The following is an 18,670-nucleotide window of genomic DNA, read 5'->3' as shown; positions in this document are numbered from 1 at the left end:
GGGCGTTTTGCGGATGGACGGGGATTTACGCAGCGCAACGACGAGATTGACAGTCCGCGCTTACTTCGTCGATAGCCGGTGCCATCGGGCCTACACGGACGCCCGGTCAGACGGGGTCCGTCCAAGTCCGTTCCATTCGCCGCGCCTGCGGCGTGAGGAGCGTTAGATGACCGACCCGGTTACTGACATACAGCCGCCGCGCATCAGCCTGATCGCGCTGTTCCTCAAATTCCTGCGTTTCGGCGCGCTCGCCTTTGGCGGGCCGGTGGCGCAGATCGCGATGGTGCGCCATGCGTTGGTCGAGGAGGAGCGCTGGATCACCCCTGGGCGCTTCAACCGGCTACTCGCCGTGTTGCAGATATTGCCCGGACCCGAAGCCCATGAACTGTGCGTCCATCTGGGGATGATGGCGCGCGGGCGGCTGGGCGGACTGCTCGCCGGGCTGGGGTTCATGCTGCCGGGACTGGCGCTGATGATGGTCGCGGGATGGCTTTATGTCGGCTGGATCGCGGGCAATGCCGGGCTGACGGGCGTGTTGCTCGGCGTGCAGATTGTGGTGCTGGCGATCATCGCGCGTGCCGTCGTGCGGATCGGGGAGCATATCATCGAGGATCGGATGCTGGCGGTGATCGCCGTGGTGGCGCTGGTCTCGACGCTGGAGGATGTGCCATTCTGGGTCATATTGATCGCGGGTGGTGCTGCCTATGCAGTGGCCGACCGGCCGGTGATCGCCGCGCTGGTGCTGCTCGCATCCATCATCGGTGCGGGAATGATCGGTCATTTTACGAGTGAGGCGGAGGCCGCCGCGCCGATGGTAGCCGCTGCGCCCGCGACCGTGGCGATGCTATTCATCGCAGGGTTGAAGGGTGGCCTGCTGACCTTCGGCGGGGCCTATACCGCCATCCCCTATGTCCGCGCCGATACGGTGGGGCGCGGGTGGATCAGCGATTCGGCGTTCCTCGATGGGATCGCGCTGGCTGGGATATTGCCTGCCCCGCTGGTGATCTTCGCGACGTTCGTCGGCTATGTCGCGGGCGGGCCGATCGGCGCGCTAGCGGTGACGGCGGGGATGTTCCTGCCTGCCTTCGCCTTTTCCATGATCTTCTTCGAAAGACTGGAAGCGGTGGTCGAAAATCCGGCGCTGCACCGGATGCTGACCGGCGTCGCGGCGGCCGTGGTGGGCATCATCGCCGCGACATTCGTGCAATTGGCCCAGGCGACGGGCGCGCGGGTGGAAAGCCCGGTCCTCGCGATCCTGCTGTTCCTGGTTGCTTTGGTCGTGGCCTGGCGGGTCAAGGGCGCGTGGGTGACGCCCGCGATCGTGGCGGGCGGGGCGCTGGCGGGATGGGTCATCGCGCCCTGATGACGGGGTCCGGCGGCGCAGTCCCGACCAGTCGAAATCGCCGCTCGACGCTTTTTTGTGACAGGAGGGCGACAAAGCGGCTTCGAGTGACTATATGCGCGCTCAACGACGACCCCTGGATATTCCTTATGGGTTGTCAGGAACGGCTATGGAACCGCTCGCACCCATGATGACTACGAACCCCTTCGACGACGACAAGTTGCGCGAGGAATGCGGCATTTTCGGCGTTTCGGGCGCTGATACGGCGTCCGCTATCGTCGCGCTTGGCCTCCACGCGCTCCAGCATCGGGGGCAGGAAGCCGCCGGTATCACCAGTTGGGACGGGCATGATTTCCACACCCACCGGGCCATGGGCCATGTGGCGGGGAATTTCGACCGGGACGAGGTGATTCGCGGATTGCCGGGCGACGCGGCATGCGGCCATGTGCGCTATTCGACCACCGGCGAGACGTCGCTGCGCAATGTGCAGCCGCTCTATGCCGAACTGAATTCGGGCGGATTCGCGATCGCTCATAATGGCAATATCTCCAACGCGATGAAGGTGCGGCGCGAGCTGATTCGGCGCGGGTCGATCTTTCAGTCGACGTCGGATACCGAGGTCATCATCCATCTGGTGGCGACGTCCAGCTATCGTACCTTGCTCGACAAATTCATCGATGCGTTGAAGCAGGTCGAGGGTGCCTATTCGCTGATCGTCATGACGCCCGAAGGGATGATCGCCTGTCGCGATCCGCTGGGCATCCGGCCGCTGGTGATGGGCAAGCTCGGCGATACGACGATCTTCGCATCCGAGACGGTCGCGCTCGACGTGGTGGGTGCCGAATATCTGCGCACGATCGAGCCGGGCGAACTGGTGATCGTCACCAATGAAGGCGAGATTCGGTCGCATCGGCCGTTCGGCCCGGTGCATCCGCGTCCCTGTATCTTCGAGCATGTCTATTTCAGCCGCCCCGATTCGATCGTCGACGGGTCGAGCGTCTATTCGGTCCGCAAGGCGATCGGCGCGCAACTGGCGATCGAGAATCCGGTCGAGGCGGATTATGTGATCCCCGTGCCCGACAGCGGCGTGCCCGCGGCGATCGGCTATGCCCAGCAATCGGGCATTCCGTTTGAACTCGGCATCATCCGGTCGCACTATATCGGGCGGACCTTCATCCAGCCGGGCGACAAGGTGCGCCATCTGGGTGTGAAGCTGAAGCATAATGCCAACCGCGCGCTGATCAAAGGCAAGCGGATCGTGCTGATCGACGATTCGATCGTGCGCGGGACGACCAGCTTGAAGATCGTGCAGATGATGCGCGAGGCGGGCGCGGCAGAGGTTCACATGCGGATCGCATCCCCGCCGACCAAGCATAGCTGCTTCTATGGCGTCGATACGCCCGAACGCACCAAGCTGCTGGCGCACAAGCTGGACGTGGGCGGCATGCAGGATTTCATCCATGCCGACAGCCTGTCCTTCATCTCGATCGATGGCCTGTACAAGGCACTGGGCGAGGCGAAGCGGGCCGACACGCGGCCGCAATATTGCGACGCCTGTTTCACCGGCGATTATCCCACCGCGCTGACGGATCAGGATGATGTGGTGGTGACCAATCAGCTGGAATTGCTGGCCGAGCGGGTGGCCTGACGGGCTTTCCTTGCGCTTTTCTCCGAACCTAAAAGATCCGTTCGGGCTGAGCCTGTCGAAGCCCCTTTCCTTGTGCAGGAAGTGAGGCCCTTCGACAGGCTCAGGGCGAACGGAACATAAATCAGTTTGAAAATGACGAGATGCTATGACTGACACTTCCTCTCGCTCCGGCCCCCTCTCCGGCAAATTGGCGCTCGTCACCGGGGCCAGTCGTGGCATTGGCGCGGCCACGGCCGAGGCTTTGGGCCGGGCGGGTGCGCATGTCGTGCTGACCGCGCGGACGACCGGCGGGCTGGAAGAGGTGGAGGAGCGCATCCACGCCGCAGGCGGCAGCGCGACGATCGCGCCGCTCGACCTGATCGATGGCGAGAGCATCGGGCGGCTGGCGCAGGCGATCGGGGGGCGCTGGGACGCGCTCGATATATTGGTGCTGAACGCCGCGACGCTGGGCGCGCTGGCGGCGGTGCCGGCGATCGACGCCAAGGAATTTGCGCGACTGTTGACGCTCAATATCGCTGCCCCCCAGGCGCTGATCGCGGCGTTCGACGGGATGCTGCGGGCAAGCAAGGATGCGCGGGTGGTGGCGGTGACGTCGTCGGTCGTCAGCCCGCGCGCTTATTGGGGTGCCTATGGTGCGTCGAAGGCGGCGCTGGAAACGCTGGTGGGTGCCTATGGTGAGGAGATGAAGAATATCTCGGCCATCCGCACCCATATCGTCGATCCGGGCGCGACCCGCACGGCGATGCGCGCGCGGGCCTTTCCGGGGGAAGACCCTGCGACGCTCAAGGGGCCGGAGGTCGTGGCCGATGCGATTGTCGGACTGGTCGCGGCGGATACGCCGACCGGGCACCGGATGCGGGTTGAGGGCTGAACGCGGCGCGGGCGTTTCTCGACTGCGCTCGACACGAACGGCGGTTTTAGGCGGGCTTCACCAGCGTCACTTGTGCCACGTCGATGCCGCCGCCGCGGAAGCCGCCTTCGCAATACATCAGATAATAGCGCCATAAGGCCACGAAATGTTGGTCGAAACTGGCGGGCAGCAGGCCTTGCTCGATCGCTAGGTCGAAGCGTAAGCGCCAGCGGCGGAGTGTCTGCGCATAATGCTGGCCGAAGCGGTAGATGTCGCGCCACTCCAGCCCCTGTTGCTCAGCCAACGCGCGGAAGCGGCTTTCCGACATCAGCATCCCGCCGGGGAAGATATAGGTCTGGATGAAGTCCGCGCCGCGCGCATAGCGGTCGAAGATCGCGTCATCGATCAGGATATATTGGATCGCCGCGCGGCCGCCGGGTTTGAGCAGGCGGTGGATGGTGGCGAGATAGGCGGGCCAGTAGCGCTGGCCGACGGCTTCGACCATTTCGACGCTGGCGATGGCGTCATATTGCCCCTGCGCATCGCGATAGTCGGTGAGGCAGATTTGCGCGCCAGAGCCGAGGCGATCGCGGGCATAATCGGCCTGCTCGGTCGAGAGGGTCAGGCCGGTATAGGCGATCGCCCGCCGCTCCATCGCCTGTTCGGCGAGGCCGCCCCAACCGCAGCCGATTTCGAGCAGGCTATCGCCATCCTTGAGCGCCAGCCGGTCGAGAATGGCATCGACCTTGCGCCGCTGCGCCTGTTCCAGAGTCTCGATTTCGCTGTCAGGGTCGATGAACAAGGCACTGGAATAATGCATGAGTTCGTCCAGCCAGAGCTGGTAGAAATCATTGCCCAGGTCATAATGATAGGCGATGTTATGGCGTGATCCGGCACGGCTGTTGCGCCGTGCCCAATGGATCGCGCGGCCGATCCAGCGGGTTGGGCCATTGGGCCGCGCGACCCGGCCGAGCGCGACGGCGTTGGTCATGAACAAAGCGAAGAGCGGCACCGGGTCGGGACTGGTCCATTCGCCCGCCGCCCAGGCGCGATACCAGCCCGCCGACCCGCCAGTCGCCAGCCGGACCAGCGCGCGCCAGTGGACGAGATGGACTTCGCAATGCGGCCCCGGCGTCCGACCGCCCAGCATCCGGCGCGCGCCGTCGGGCAGGATGGCATCGAGCGATCCTTGATCCAATCCCCGGTCGATCCGGTCGAGCAGGCGATGGAAGAGCGGTCCCAATGCGCGGCCCATCCGGGTGGGGGTGCCGGAGCGGGGCGGCTGGCGCACGGAAAGTGCGCGGCGGCCGCGGCGGGGATCGACTGCATTCATGGCGTCATTCCTGCCCGAAGCAGGCGAGCGCTGCAATCACCCCTTTGCGTGGCGATAGGCCGCTAAGGCGCGCTCGCGGCCTTCGCGATGGTCGATGATCTTGGGTGGATAAGCGGCGGGGCGCGCGCCATGGGCGTCAGGGTCGTGAATGAATCTGTCGTTGAGATCGGCCAGTTCGGGCACCCAACGGCGGATATAGGCGGCGGCGTCGAATTTTTCCGACTGGCTGAGCGGGGCCATGATGCGGGTGAACAGATTGGCGTCAACGCCGCTGCCCGCCACCCATTGCCAATTGACGCTATTATTGGCGTAGCTGGCATCGACGAGCGTGTCCCAGAACCAGCGTGCGCCGTGGCGCCAGTCGATCAACAGATGTTTGATGAGGAAGCTAGCGGCGATCATGCGGACGCGGTTATGCATCCAGCCGGTCGCCCAAAGCTGGCGCATCCCTGCATCCACGATCGGATAGCCGGTGCGCCCGGTCTTCCAAGCGGTAAAGTCCGACCCGGCGCTGCGCAGATCGCGCCATTGCAAGGCATCGAAATCGGACCGGGCATTTTCCGAGCCATAGGTCGGCATCTGGCAAATCTGCACATGGGCATAATCGCGCCAGATCAATTCCTTGAGGTAGATAGTTGCATCTTGTCCTGAAGATGCGACGCGGTGCCAGACGGTAGCGGGCGAGATTTCGCCGAAATGAAGATGCGCCGACAGGCGCGAGGAGCCTTCGACCGAGGGCAGGTTGCGCGCGACCGGATAGTCGCCAACTTCATCGAGAAAACTAGTGAGGTGCGCGCGCGCGCCTGCTTCGCCGGGCGTCCAGTCTTCGGTGAAGCCGCCCGCCCAATCGGGCTTGGTAGGCAGCAAGGCCCAGTCATCCAGCGCGTCGCTGGCAGGCCATTGATCCGGGGACGGGATGGCCGCAGGCGCGCGGGTCGGCGTGGGCGGTGGCATATGGTCCATCACCGCGCGGGAAAAGGGCGTGTAGATGCGATAGATGCCCCCTGCCCCGGTCCGCACCGCGCCCGGCGGCAACAGCAGACCGCCGTCGTGAAGGCAAAGATCGAGTGTCTTGGCCACCGCCTTTTCCGCGTTGCGCCACCAGGGTTCATAATGGTGCAAGGCATGGACACGGCGCGCGCCTGTTTCCTGCGCCAACTGTGCGAGGATTTCAGCCGACGCCCCGCGCCGAAGGATGAGACGCGCCCCCTTCTCGCGCAGCCGCTCGTCCAGGCGGCTTAGGCTGTGGTGCAGCCACCAGCGCGACGCGCCGCCCATCGCCCAGGTGCGCGGCGTGTCATCGTCCAATATATAGACCGGGATGACCGGCCCCTCCTGCACGGCAGCGGCGAGCGCAGCCTGATCGGACAGGCGCAGATCCTGGCGGAGCCAGAGGAGGACGGGGGCGTTGCTGGACATGATGGGGCAATGCGCGGCACCGGGCCGGGTTCCAACCACCCTATCGGGCATATTGTGGACCAACGGCCCGTCGCAAATCAGGCCATGCGCGATTCGATCCATGGACGCGCACGGCAGCCGCGCTTATCCTTAGGTTCGGTGCCCTGCTGGGGTGTGTGGCACCATATGAGAAAGATTCAGGGGATTTATGGCTTCCACGCCCAATGAACAGGAAATGGCATATCGGCCGTGCGTCGGCATCATGCTGGTCAACAGGGATGGCAAGGTTTTCGTCGGCCAACGGCTCGATAATGTCGTGGAAGCCTGGCAAATGCCGCAGGGCGGGATCGACGAGGGCGAAGACGCCAAGGCCGCGGCGCTGCGCGAACTGGGCGAGGAAACCGGTATAGGGCCGGAACATGTCGAGATCATCGCCAAGGCCAAGGATGAGCATTTCTACGATCTGCCGCCTGAATTGCTGGGCAAATTATGGGGCGGCAAATATCGCGGCCAGCGCCAATATTGGTATCTCGCTCGTTTCCTGGGGCAGGATAGCGACGTCAATATTCAGACCAAGCATCCCGAATTTCGCAGCTGGAAATGGGCCGAGCCTGAAACGTTGCCGGAACTGATCGTACCGTTCAAGCGCAAGCTGTATCGCGATATCCTGCAGGAATTCAAATCGTTGATCTGACCGTTGCGATACCGTTCCTGCGGCAGGCCGTGCGCGAAACAGGCACTTAGGGGCTTAAGTTTTGCGGTCGAGCGGGTATGACGGACCCATGCGTGCATGTTTGATCCTGATATCGTTCCTGTTTGCCGCCCCTGCTTTGGCCGCTGACCCCGTTTTGCTGCCGTCATCGGTACGCGAAATGCTGGAGGCGGCGATCGCCAATGGCAGCGAGACGGAGATCGCTACCGTTGCGAAGATCGCCCGTCAGACCAATCCCGCGTCGGGTGACGAAATCCAGCGGATGGTCAATAGCTGGAAGGAACGGACCAAGGCGACTCACGACACCGTGATTCGCGAGGCGCGCTTCACCGAATTATGGACCGGGCGGGTCGAGGCGGGCGGGTTCCGCTCGACCGGCTCCACTAGCGAACTGGGCCTGAGCGGCACGGCCACGGCGACTCGCGCAGGCTTGCAATGGACGCACAAGCTGAGCGCGACGGCGGATTATCGTCGCGCCAATGGCGTGACCTCGCGCGAACGCTATCTTGCGAGCTATGAGCCACGCTATCAGTTCGATCCGCGCGGCTTCGCCTACGGGCTGACACAGTTCGAGCGGGATACGTCGATCGGTTATGACGAACGCTATACCGGGTCGGTCGGTATCGGCTACAAGCTGATCGTCAGCCAGCCGCTGGATCTGCAGGTCGATATCGGTCCGTCGGTGCGACACGCCAAATATCTGACCGGCGAGCGCGAGACGAAGCTCGGCGCGCGTGGATCGATGGCGGCGGTGTGGCGCTTGTCGCCGACGCTGACGCTCAAGCAGACGGCGGCGGGCTATGCCGAGAGCGAGGTTTATTCGCTCAACTCGCTGACCGCGATCGAGACGAAGGTGGCGGCGCGGCTGTCGGCCGCCTTGTCCTACAACGTCCAATATGAGTCGGAAACGCTGCTGAGCGCACGCGATCTGGACACGCTGAGCCGGTTGACGCTGACCTACGACTTCTGACGCGGTGGGGGTGGAGGCGCGCGGCGCGCTCTGATAGACCCTTGCCATGAACCCCTTATCATCGATCGAAGCCGCCCTGCTGGAGCGGGCCGCCGCTGCGCCTATGCTGGCGCAGGTGCAGGAATGGGCGGCGATCAATAGCGGATCGCGGCATCTGGACGGGCTGGCGCGGATGGCCAGCGCGCTGGCGGATAGCTTTGCCGTGCTGCCGGGCGACCTGACACTGATCGACGCTGTGCCGGTCGAGACGATGCGCGCCGACGGACGGGTCGAGACGATCATCCACGGGGAACATCTGCATCTGTCGGTGCGGCCGCAAGCCCCGGTGCAGATTTTGCTCACCGGGCATATGGATACGGTCTTTGCCGCCGATCACCCGTTCCAGGCGCAGCGCTGGATCGAACCCGGCGTGCTGAACGGGCCGGGCGTCGCCGACATGAAGGGCGGCATTGCGGTCATGCTGTCGGCGCTGCAGGCGATCGAGGGGACCGAGGCAGCGCAGATGCTTGGCTATGACGTCGTCATCAACAGTGATGAGGAAGTGGGCAGCCCCTCCTCCGCTGGCCTGTTGCGGACGATGGCGGCCCGCAAGGTCGCGGCCTTCACCTATGAGCCTGCCCTGCCTGATGGCACGCTGGCGGGCGCGCGGGCGGGGAGCGGCAATTTCTCGATCGTGGTGACGGGGCGCAGCGCCCATGCCGGGCGCAATCCCGATGAGGGGCGCAACGCGCTGCTGGCGGCGGCGGACCTCGCGCTGCGGCTCAAGGCCGGGAGCGGCCCCAACTGTTCGTGCAATCCGGCGAAGATCGAGGGGGGCGGGCCGAATAATGTCGTGCCCGACCATGCGGTGCTGCGCGTCAATTTCCGGCCCCGGACGCCGCAGGACGAGGCGGCGGCGCGCGCGCTGATCGAACGGGCGATCGCCGATGTGGCGCGCGACCATGACGTCAGCCTGCATCTGCATGGCGGTTTCGGACGGCCGCCAAAGCCGATGAATGACAAGGCCGAGCGCCTGTTCGGGCTGGTCAAGCAATGCGGCGCCGACTTAGGGCTGGAGATTGGCTGGCGCGATACCGGCGGCGTGTGCGACGGCAATAATATCGCGGCTTGCGGCGTGCCTGTGGTCGATACGATGGGGGTGCGCGGCGGGAGCATCCATAGCGATGCCGAATTTCTGATCGCCGACAGCCTGCCCGAACGGGCGCAATTGTCGGCGCTAGCGCTGCTGCGGATCGCGCAAGGCAAATATAAAATATGAAGAAGAGAGGGTAAGCGCTTGAGTTTCATCATGCGAACCGCACGGGCGGAGGATTTGCAGACGCTCTATGAAATGGCGAAGCTGACCGGGGGTGGCTTCACCAACCTGCCGCCTGACCGCAAGTCGTTGGCCGCCAAGCTGGAGCGGACCGAGGCGGCGCTGGCGCGGGCGGAGGATGGCATTGCCGACGAGTTGATCGTCATGGTGCTGGAAAATGTCGAGACGGGGCAGGTGCGCGGCACATGCCAGATTTTCTCGACCGTGGGGCAAAGCTGGCCTTTCTATTCCTATCGACTGGGTATGCTGACCCAGCATAGCCGCGAACTGGGCCGGACATTCCGGGCGCAGATGCTCTCGCTGACGACCGATCTGGAAGGGTCGGTCGAGGTCGGCGGGCTGTTCCTGCATCCGCGCGAACGGGCCGAGGGGCTGGGCCTGCTGCTCTCGCGCAGCCGCTATCTCTATATTCGCGGGCATCGGCAGCGTTTCGGCGACAAGGTGATCGCCGAATTGCGTGGGGTGATCGACGAGGCGGGCGGGTCACCCTTCTGGGACGGTTTGGCCGGGCGCTTTTTCGGCATGAGCTTTCAGGAGGCGGACGAATTCAATGCGGTGAACGGCAACCAGTTTATCGCCGACCTGATGCCCAAGACGCCCATCTATACCGCGATGCTGACCGACAGCGCGCGCGCGGTCATCGGCCTGCCCCACCCCAATGGCCGGGCGGCGATGCGGATGCTGGAAACCGAAGGGTTCGACAATGCGGGCTATGTCGATATTTTCGATGGTGGGCCGACGATGGTCGGGCAGATCGACCAGTTGAAGACGATTGCGGGCGCGCGCGACGTGACGCTGGGCGCGACGCATGAGAAGGGCGGCGACAAGATGCTGATCGCGACCGGGCGGCTGGCGGACTATCGCTGCACCTGGGGTTTCGTGCAGGAGGCGGACGGTATCGTTTCGCTCGATGCGGCAAGCGCGGCGCGGATCGGACTGGAACCGGGGGTAGAGTTCACCATGGCGGGGCGGGCATGAGCGTTACCGAGATTAATTTCGACGGGCTGATCGGGCCGAGCCATAATTATGCGGGCTTGAGCATCGGCAATCTGGCGTCGGCGCGCAATGCAGGGGCGGTGTCGCATCCACGCGCGGCGGCGTTGCAGGGTATCGAGAAGATGCGTGGCAATATCCGGCTGGGGCTGACGCAGGGGATTTTCCTGCCGCAATGGCGGCCCGATGGGGCGTGGCTGGCGCAGCTTGGAACCGATGTCGGGGCGGCCGAGCAGCATATTCGTGCGGCGGCGATGTCGGCCTCGTCCATGTGGGCGGCCAATGCGGCGACGGTGTCGCCCGCCAGTGACACAGGCGACCGGCGCACCCATTTGACCGTCGCGAATCTGGTGACGATGGCGCACCGCAGCCATGAATGGCCGCAGACATTGGCGCAATTGCGGGTCGCCTTTTCCGACCAGAGCGTCTTTGCCGTCCATGGTCCGGTGCCGCCGCCTTTTGGCGACGAAGGCGCGGCCAATCATTTGCGATTGGCCGAATGGCATGACCAGCCGGGGGTGGAGATATTCGTCTATGGCCAGTCGGGCGGCCCCTTCCCCGCGCGCCAGCATGTCGAGGCGAGCAAGGCCGTGGCGCGGCGGCATGGACTGGACCCGGCGCGGACTTTGTTCGTGCAGCAGTCCGAGGAAGCGATTGCGGCGGGCGCTTTCCACAATGATGTCGTGGCGGTGGCCAATGAGCGGGTGTTGTTCACCCATGAACTGGCCTTTGCGGACAAGGAAGGCTTCTATGCCGATCTGCGTGCCGCCCTGCCCTGCGTCGAGATCGTCGAGGTGCCTGCCAGCGCGGTGAGCCTGGCCGATGCGATCAAAAGCTATCTCTTCAACGCTCAACTTGTGACGCTGCCGACGGGCGAGATGGCGCTCGTGCTGCCGACCGAGGCGCGGGAGACACCCGCCGTATGGCAATGGCTGGAGCAGATGATCGCCGGCAATGGGCCGATCCGGCGACTCGTGCCGGTCGATGTGCGCCAGTCCATGGCCAATGGCGGCGGGCCTGCCTGCCTGCGGCTGCGCATCGTGGCCGATCCGGCGACGATCGATCCACGCTTCCTGGTGGATGAGGCGAAGCTGGATGCCATCGCGGCCATCGTGGCCGCCTATTGGCCGGAGGATATCGCGCCCGATGGCCTTGGCGATACGACGTTGATCGCGCGGATCGAACAATCATGGTTAACGCTTGTTGACCATTTGCAGCTTTCGGGCGATCTCATGCCGTGATGGCGGGGGCCAAACGCCGGATGGAATCGGAATGGAACGGATCAAGCGTCTTTTCATCGTCAAGACCAAGTTCGAGGCGTTTCTGATCATCTACGCGCTCGCGCTGGGCGCCACGGAGCGCGGCGTCGCCTATATGCAGCAATATCCCGGCACCGGCGGGCAGCTATTGGCGCTGGCCTGTACCGGCGCCGTGTTCATGGGCGGCGGCATGATATTGGACACGCTCGAATATCGGCGCACCTACGGATAGCTCAAGGGCTTGCGCTGACGGCACCCGCCGGTCAGGGAGGATGGCCATGGGTGCCATCATGTTGCAGGGAACCGGATCGGACGTGGGCAAGTCGGTGCTGGTCGCCGGGCTGTGCCGGGCGCTGGTGCGGCGCGGCTATCGAGTCCGGCCGTTCAAGCCGCAAAATATGTCCAACAATGCGGCGGTGACGGCCGATGGCGGCGAGATCGGCCGGGCGCAGGCGTTGCAGGCGATCGCCTGCGGCGTACCGCTGCATACGGATATGAACCCGGTGCTGTTGAAGCCACAGGCCGACCGGACATCGCAACTGATCGTTCATGGCCAGGTGCGCGGCACGCTGGGATCGGGCAATTTCCGCGCCGCGCGGGGCGAATTGCTCGGCGCAGTGCTGGAAAGCTATGCGCGGTTGCAGGCGCAATGCGACATCGTCGTGGTCGAGGGCGCGGGGTCGCCCGCCGAGATCAATCTGCGTGCGGGCGATATCGCCAATATGGGCTTTGCCCGCGCCGCCAATGTGCCGGTGGTCCTGGTCGGCGATATAGACCGGGGCGGCGTGATCGCGGCGGTTGTGGGCACGCGCAGCGTGATCGACCCGGAGGATGCGGCGATGATCCGGGGCTTTCTGATCAACAAATTTCGCGGCGATCCGGCTTTGTTCATGGATGGCTATGTGCAGATCGAGATGCTGTCGGGCTGGCGCGGGTGGGGGGTCGTGCCGTGGCTGGACGCCGTGGCGCGACTGCCGAGCGAGGATGCGGTCGTGCTGGAGCGGCGGCAATTTTCGGTCGACGCGCCGCTGGTGGTCGCCTGCCCGGTGCTGCCGCGCATTTCCAATTTCGATGATGTCGATCCGCTCAAGCTGGAACCGGGCGTCGACCTGCGCATGATCGGACCGGGCCAGGTCATTCCGGCCGAGGCGGCGCTGGTGATCCTGCCAGGTTCCAAAGCGAGCGTTGCGGATATGCGGGCGATGGTGGCGCAGGGGTGGGACATCGACATACGCGCGCACCACCGGCGCGGCGGCGCGGTGCTGGGGATATGCGGCGGATACCAGATGCTGGGGCGGACGATTGCCGACCCGGACGGGCTGGAGGGACCGCCGGGGTCGGTCGCGGGGCTGGGGCTGCTGGATGTGGAAACCGTGCTGGGCGGGACCAAGACGCTGGAAGCGGTGCGTGGCCGGGCATTGGGGGCCGATGTTGGCGGCTATGAGATGCATATGGGGCGGACCGACGGGCCGGATTGTGCACGGCCGTTCGCGATGCTGGGCGATCGGCCGGATGGCGCGATCAGCCGCGATGGGCGGGTGATGGGCAGCTATGTCCATGGGCTGCTCGCCAGCACAGAGCTGCGCGACGCCCTGCTGCAGCGGCTGGGCAGCGCGTCGGCGGGGCAGGATTATGACCAGTCGGTCGAGGATGCGCTGAACGAGGTTGCCGCGCTGCTCGAAACCCATACCGATGTCGACGCGATGGTCGCGCTGGCAATGGGCTGACGCTGATGGGAAAAATGGTGCACCCAGAGCGATTCGAACGCCCGACCCTCAGATTCGTAGTCTGATGCTCTATCCAGCTGAGCTATGGGTGCAGAAAAAAGACCGGCGGAGAGGCTGGAAGCCCGACCGATAAAGCCCTTCGGAAAAATGGTGCACCCAGAGCGATTCGAACGCCCGACCCTCAGATTCGTAGTCTGATGCTCTATCCAGCTGAGCTATGGGTGCATTTGGAGAGGCGCAGATAGAAGCGCCCGGCCATTTGGGCAAGCCCCTTTTTTGCACTTTTATGGCCCGTTTCCGAAGCGGAACGAGGAAAGGGCAACTTTTGCCGCGCTGCACCGTTCGGATGGGCAGGAGGACCCGCCATGAGCTTTACCCTGAATGACATTGCCCTGCTGTTGATCGCTTTGGTCATCGGCCTGATATTCGGCCTGATGATGAGTGGGCGCGGCAAATATCGCCGGGCCTGGCGCGACGAACAATTGCTGCACCGGCAATCGGTGAAGGAACGCGATGCGCGGATCGAGGCGGCCGAGACGCGCGTGCGCGACCTGGAACGGCAGGCGGTGCCCGTGGGTGCCGGTTCGGCGGGCGTGGCTGCGGCCAGTGCCACGCATGACCGCGATGATCTGAGCCGCATCAACGGGATCAGCCAGGCGCAGGAAGTGTCGCTCAACGAGGCGGGCTATCAGCGCTTCGAGCAGATCGCGGCCTTGGGTGCCGAGCAGGAAGCGGCGCTTGAAGCGCGGCTGGGGTTGCGGCCCGGTACGATCGTTCAGGAGGATTGGCGCGGTCAGGCCCGGACGCTGGAGACCAAGCCCGCCAAGCGTGGTCTGTTCGGCTAGAGCGTGATGACTTTACTCAGAACCGTTCGTCCTGAGTAGCCCCTTCGACTGCCTGCCAAGGCAGGCGCTCAGCAACCGTATTGGGTGTCAAGCGAGATTGGCCCATGGTTTATCCTGCTGGACGATGGCGTTTGCGATAATGAGGAGTTTTCGCATGGCGGCGGTGATGGCGACTTTGGGCGCTTTGCCTCCCGCGCGGAGGTGCTGGTAGAAGTCGCGGATGGTTGGATTGAAGCGGATGGCGGGTAATGTTGCCATGTAGAGCGCGCATCTGACCGAGAGTCGGCCGCCGGTAATATGCGCCTGACCGCGCCACTGGCCGCTGTCACGGTTCATGGGAGCGATGCCGGCAAGGGCTGCGATCTGCTTTTTGTCAGCGATACCAAGTTCGGGGAGTTCGGCGATCAGCACTGCCGCTGTCGTGGCGCCGATGCCTGGAATAGACTCCAGCAGCATAGCTTTGCGCGCGAGCGTGGCATCAGCCGCGATTTCAGCCGTTATGCGCGCATCGCACTGGCCGATTTGTCCTTGCAGGAAGGCAATGTGCTCGCGGATCGAAGCCAGCGTTTCGGCGTCATCGAGGCCGGACAGACGCTGCTTTTCGGTAACCAGCATACCGACCAGTTGCCGCCTTCTGCGCACTTGCTCGGCAAGGCGAGCCTGATTTTCAGGTGTTGGCGGTGTTCTGGCGGGCTGCATGGCGTCAGCGAAGCGTAGGATGATGCCAGCGTCAAGCGCATCGGTTTTGGCGAGTTGACCGCTCGCTCTAGCAAAATCCCGCACTTGCCTGGGATTGACGATGCTCATGGCGATCCCCGCCGCTCCCATCTGGCGAGCGAGCAACCGGCCATAGCGGCCCGTTGCCTCGCAGACGATATGGGGATGTTCAAGGGTCGCGAGCCGCCTTCTTAAAGCCGCGATCCCCGCCACCGAATTGGTACGGCGCCAAACCCCGTTAGCCCCCGGTAAGGCAATATCGAGTGCCGCCTTAGATACATCGACGGCAACATATTGGTTCGACATCATGTTTCTCCACCTTGCATACGAGCTCAAGGCTCAGGCAACCGTTCGAGACGATCATGGATGGAGCGGACGGCTTTGCTGAGGATCGCGAGCTTTATGCCCAAGGACAGGCACAGCCTATCCGCTCCGACCTGTCCGGGGTCATGACCCCAGACAGGTCGGCACCAATTCAACCAAGGCTGAAATAAATGCCAACCCCAATATGCAAGGACAGGCATTGAGCGAAGTCGGAGTCGCAGACGACCGAAGGGCAAATGGCATATCGAAGGATATAAGCGCAACCGACCCTTCGATACGGGTCTTCGACAAGCTCAGCCCCTACTCAGGGCGAACGGAGTGATGCGACTCAAAGTCATCATGCTCTAAGCCCAGGCTCCGACGACAAAGAGAAAGGGCGGGGATTGCTCCCCGCCCTTTTCTTATGCCTTCTTTGCCAGCGCGGCCTGCGCCGCTGCCAGCCGGGCGATCGGCACGCGATAGGGCGAGGCGGAAACATAATCGAGGCCTGTCTCCTCGCAGAAGGCAATCGAGGCCGGATCGCCGCCATGTTCGCCGCAAATGCCGAGCTTGATGCCGGGGCGCGTCTTGCGCCCACGTTCTGCGGCGAGCTGGATCAGTTCACCCACGCCTTCAACGTCGATGCTGACGAAGGGATCGCGCGCGAAAATGCCCTTGTCGACATAGGTGCCGAGGAAACGGCCCGCATCGTCGCGGCTGATGCCGATGGTGGTCTGGGTCAGATCGTTGGTGCCGAAGGAGAAAAATTCGCCGACTTCCGCGATCTCGCCTGCCTTAAGCGCGGCGCGGGGCAGTTCGATCATCGTGCCGACAAGATATTCGACGCTGTCGCCCTGTTCAGCGAAGACTTCGGCGGCGACGCGATCGACGATCGCCTTCATTAGTTCCAGTTCCTTGCGGGTCGCAACGAGTGGGATCATGACTTCGGGGATCGGCGCTTCGCCGCCGCGCTGCTTGACGATCAAGGCCGCTTCGAAGATCGCACGCGCCTGCATCTCGTAGATTTCGGGATAGGTGACGCCCAGGCGGCAACCGCGATGGCCGAGCATCGGGTTGAATTCATGCAGTTCGTTGGCGCGGCGCTTGAGCACGTCCACAGACACGCCTGCCGCCTTGGCCACTTCCTCGAACTCCGCTTCGGCATGGGGCAGGAATTCGTGCAGCGGCGGGTCGAGCAGGCGGATGGTGACGGGCAGGCCCGCCATGACCATGAAGATCTGTGCGAAATCGTCACGCTGTTCGGGCAGCAGTCGTTCCAATGCGACGCGGCGGCCCTTCTCGCTGTCGGCCAGGATCATTTCGCGGACGGCGGTGATGCGGGCCGCGTCGAAGAACATATGTTCGGTGCGGCAGAGGCCCACGCCTTCCGCGCCGAATTCGCGCGCGACCTTGCAGTCCTGCGGCGTTTCCGCGTTGGCGCGGACCTTGAGGCGGCGCACCTTGTCGGCCCAGACCATCAACGTGCCGAAGTCGCCCGCCAGTTCGGGCTGCACGGTGGGCACTTCGCCCGCCATGACTTCGCCGGTCGACCCGTCGAGGGTGAGGATATCGCCCTCCTTCAATTCACGGCCGCCGATGCGCAGGACTTTCGCCTTGCTGTCGATCGAGATGCCGCCCGCGCCGGAGACGCAGGGGCGGCCCATGCCGCGTGCCACGACGGCGGCGTGGCTGGTCATGCCGCCACGCGCGGTCAGGATGCCCTTGGCCGCGTGCATACCGTGAATATCCTCCGGCGATGTTTCGACACGGACGAGGATGACGGCGTCGCCCATTTCGTTGCGGCGCTCGGCGGTGTCGGCGTCGAACACGATCAGGCCCGAAGCCGCACCGGGGCTGGCGGGCAGCCCCTTGGTCAGCACATCGCGCGGTGCCTTGGGATCGAGCGTGGGGTGAAGCAATTGGTCGAGCGCGGCGGGATCGACGCGGGCGACGGCTTCTTCCTCGGTGATGAGGCCTTCATGCGCCATATCCACGGCCATTTTCAACGCCGCCTTGGCGGTGCGCTTGCCCGACCGGGTCTGGAGCATCCACAGCTTTCCCTGCTGGACGGTGAATTCAATGTCCTGCATGTCGCGATAATGGGTTTCGAGGATCTGGAACACCTTGGCCAGTTCGGCATAGGTTTCCGGCATCGCCTCTTCCATCGACAGCGGCTTGGCCCCTGCCCGCTCCCGTGCGGCGAGCGTCAGATATTGCGGGGTGCGGATGCCGGCGACGACATCTTCGCCCTGCGCGTTGATCAGAAATTCGCCATAATAGACATTTTCGCCGGTCGACGGGTCGCGGGTGAAGGCGACGCCGGTGGCGGAGGTTTCGCCCATATTGCCGAACACCATCGCCTGCACATTGACCGCGGTGCCCCATTCGCCGGGGATGTTGTTGAGACGGCGATACACCTTCGCGCGCTCCGACTGCCAGGAGCCGAACACGGCGCTGATCGCGCCCCAGAGCTGGTCATGCACATCCTGCGGGAAGGGCTTGTCCCACAGCTTCTTCACGAGCGCCTTATATTCGGCGACCAGGGCCTTCCAGTCATCGGCGGTCATTTCGGTGTCGAGGCTGTAGCCCTGATCTTCCTTGGCGACTTCGAGCGCTTCCTCGAACGCGCCATGGTCCAGTTCCAGCACGACGTCCGAATACATCTGGATGAAGCGGCGATAGCTGTCCCAGGCGAAGCGTTCGTCGCCCGATGTGTTGGCGAGGCCGATGACGGTTTCGTCGTTGAGGCCGAGGTTGAGGACCGTGTCCATCATGCCGGGCATCGACGCGCGCGCGCCCGACCGGACCGAGACGAGCAGCGGATCGGCGGCGTCGCCGAATTTCTTGCCGGTGATCCCTTCGATATGGGCGAGGCCAGTGGCGACTTCCGCTTTCACGCTGTCGGGATAGACGCCGCCATCTTCATAATAGCGGGTGCACATTTCCGTGGTGATGGTGAAGCCCGGCGGCACTGGCAGGCCGATCGCGGCCATGCCATCGAGGTTCGCGCCCTTGCCGCCCAGAAGGTTGCGGTCGCCCTGCCCGCCATCATCCACGCCGCCGCCAAAACGATAGACATAACGGGTCGCGGTGGTGGTCATGATGGCCTCTTGTGTCTCAGTCATTCCCGGCTCTCCCTGCACTGATTGCCGATTATATTGCGTTGCAACAATCCAGCAGCAATAGCGGGATGATGCGCGATCGAATAGGATTATTACGCTTTAACTTCGCACTTTTCCCGCAGATTTTGTCATTTCG

General features: G+C 63.9%; 15 protein-coding genes and 2 tRNA genes. 11 read left to right on the top strand and 6 right to left on the bottom strand.

Annotation, left to right across the window (positions count from 1 at the left end; all coding sequences use genetic code 11):
- Window positions 1-166 precede the first annotated feature (166 nt).
- From chrA to BSY17_RS18945, 3 genes are all read left to right on the top strand, one after another.
- A complete protein-coding gene (gene chrA, locus BSY17_RS18955; RefSeq protein WP_069066638.1) occupies window positions 167-1,363 on the top strand; it encodes a chromate efflux transporter in 1,197 nt (398 codons plus the stop codon).
- Window positions 1,364-1,529: 166 nt separating this feature from the next.
- Complete coding sequence (gene purF, locus BSY17_RS18950; RefSeq protein WP_333972528.1) at window positions 1,530-2,990, top strand: amidophosphoribosyltransferase; 1,461 nt, start codon at window positions 1,530-1,532, stop codon at window positions 2,988-2,990.
- Between the two features lie 145 nt (window positions 2,991-3,135).
- Window positions 3,136-3,861 carry an SDR family NAD(P)-dependent oxidoreductase gene (locus tag BSY17_RS18945; protein ID WP_037474636.1) on the top strand — a complete coding sequence of 242 codons (726 nt, stop codon included), beginning with the start codon at window positions 3,136-3,138 and terminating at the stop codon, window positions 3,859-3,861.
- Between the two features lie 46 nt (window positions 3,862-3,907).
- On the opposite strand, the gene BSY17_RS18940 is transcribed toward BSY17_RS18945, so the two are convergent.
- Window positions 3,908-5,173, bottom strand: a complete 1,266-nt coding sequence (locus tag BSY17_RS18940; RefSeq protein WP_069066637.1) for an SAM-dependent methyltransferase — start codon at window positions 5,171-5,173, stop codon at window positions 3,908-3,910.
- Window positions 5,174-5,209: 36 nt separating this feature from the next.
- A complete protein-coding gene (locus BSY17_RS18935) occupies window positions 5,210-6,592 on the bottom strand; it encodes a cryptochrome/photolyase family protein (protein WP_237236386.1) in 1,383 nt (460 codons plus the stop codon).
- A 187-nt stretch (window positions 6,593-6,779) separates the two neighbouring features.
- On the opposite strand from BSY17_RS18935, the gene BSY17_RS18930 reads away from it, so the two are divergent.
- The 7 genes from BSY17_RS18930 (at window position 6,780) to BSY17_RS18900 (ending at window position 13,547) form a co-directional block, all read left to right on the top strand.
- Window positions 6,780-7,265, top strand: coding sequence for an RNA pyrophosphohydrolase (locus tag BSY17_RS18930; RefSeq protein ID WP_069066635.1), 486 nt, complete (start codon window positions 6,780-6,782; stop codon window positions 7,263-7,265).
- 88 nt (window positions 7,266-7,353) lie between these two features.
- Window positions 7,354-8,253 carry a DUF481 domain-containing protein gene (locus BSY17_RS18925; RefSeq protein ID WP_037474646.1) on the top strand — a complete coding sequence of 300 codons (900 nt, stop codon included), beginning with the start codon at window positions 7,354-7,356 and terminating at the stop codon, window positions 8,251-8,253.
- A 46-nt stretch (window positions 8,254-8,299) separates the two neighbouring features.
- The gene (locus BSY17_RS18920) at window positions 8,300-9,511 is read left to right on the top strand and encodes a hydrolase (RefSeq protein ID WP_069066634.1); all 1,212 of its coding nucleotides are present in this window, start codon (window positions 8,300-8,302) and stop codon (window positions 9,509-9,511) included.
- 18 nt (window positions 9,512-9,529) lie between these two features.
- On the top strand, window positions 9,530-10,546 hold the full coding sequence (locus BSY17_RS18915) for an arginine N-succinyltransferase (RefSeq protein ID WP_069066633.1): 1,017 nt from the start codon (window positions 9,530-9,532) through the stop codon (window positions 10,544-10,546).
- Window positions 10,543-11,802 carry an N-succinylarginine dihydrolase gene (locus tag BSY17_RS18910; RefSeq protein ID WP_069066632.1) on the top strand — a complete coding sequence of 420 codons (1,260 nt, stop codon included), beginning with the start codon at window positions 10,543-10,545 and terminating at the stop codon, window positions 11,800-11,802. The genes BSY17_RS18915 and BSY17_RS18910 overlap by 4 nt, the downstream gene beginning before the upstream one ends.
- A 31-nt stretch (window positions 11,803-11,833) precedes the next feature.
- Window positions 11,834-12,052 carry a hypothetical protein gene (locus tag BSY17_RS18905; protein ID WP_043151364.1) on the top strand — a complete coding sequence of 73 codons (219 nt, stop codon included), beginning with the start codon at window positions 11,834-11,836 and terminating at the stop codon, window positions 12,050-12,052.
- Window positions 12,053-12,098: 46 nt separating this feature from the next.
- Window positions 12,099-13,547, top strand: a complete 1,449-nt coding sequence (locus BSY17_RS18900) for a cobyric acid synthase (RefSeq protein ID WP_069067085.1) — start codon at window positions 12,099-12,101, stop codon at window positions 13,545-13,547.
- A gap of 15 nt (window positions 13,548-13,562) precedes the next feature.
- On the opposite strand, the gene BSY17_RS18895 is transcribed toward BSY17_RS18900, so the two are convergent.
- Both BSY17_RS18895 and BSY17_RS18890 read right to left on the bottom strand, forming a co-directional pair.
- Window positions 13,563-13,639, bottom strand: a tRNA-Arg gene (locus BSY17_RS18895).
- A 56-nt stretch (window positions 13,640-13,695) separates the two neighbouring features.
- Window positions 13,696-13,772: transfer RNA gene (locus tag BSY17_RS18890), tRNA-Arg, on the bottom strand.
- A gap of 140 nt (window positions 13,773-13,912) precedes the next feature.
- Between BSY17_RS18890 and BSY17_RS18885 the strand changes: the two genes are divergently transcribed.
- Window positions 13,913-14,392 carry a hypothetical protein gene (locus BSY17_RS18885; protein ID WP_069066631.1) on the top strand — a complete coding sequence of 160 codons (480 nt, stop codon included), beginning with the start codon at window positions 13,913-13,915 and terminating at the stop codon, window positions 14,390-14,392.
- 87 nt (window positions 14,393-14,479) lie between these two features.
- Here the strand turns inward: BSY17_RS18885 and BSY17_RS18880 are convergent, their stop codons facing one another.
- Both BSY17_RS18880 and ppdK read right to left on the bottom strand, forming a co-directional pair.
- A complete protein-coding gene (locus BSY17_RS18880; protein WP_069065375.1) occupies window positions 14,480-15,418 on the bottom strand; it encodes an IS110 family transposase in 939 nt (312 codons plus the stop codon).
- Window positions 15,419-15,834: 416 nt separating this feature from the next.
- Window positions 15,835-18,537, bottom strand: a complete 2,703-nt coding sequence (ppdK, locus tag BSY17_RS18875) for a pyruvate, phosphate dikinase (protein ID WP_069066630.1) — start codon at window positions 18,535-18,537, stop codon at window positions 15,835-15,837.
- Window positions 18,538-18,670: the final 133 nt, after the last annotated feature.

Source organism: Sphingobium sp. RAC03 (assembly GCF_001713415.1).
GTDB lineage: Bacteria > Pseudomonadota > Alphaproteobacteria > Sphingomonadales > Sphingomonadaceae > Sphingobium.
The sequence above is the reverse complement of the archived record's forward strand: the minus strand, read 5'-3'. Positions and strand labels throughout refer to the sequence as shown.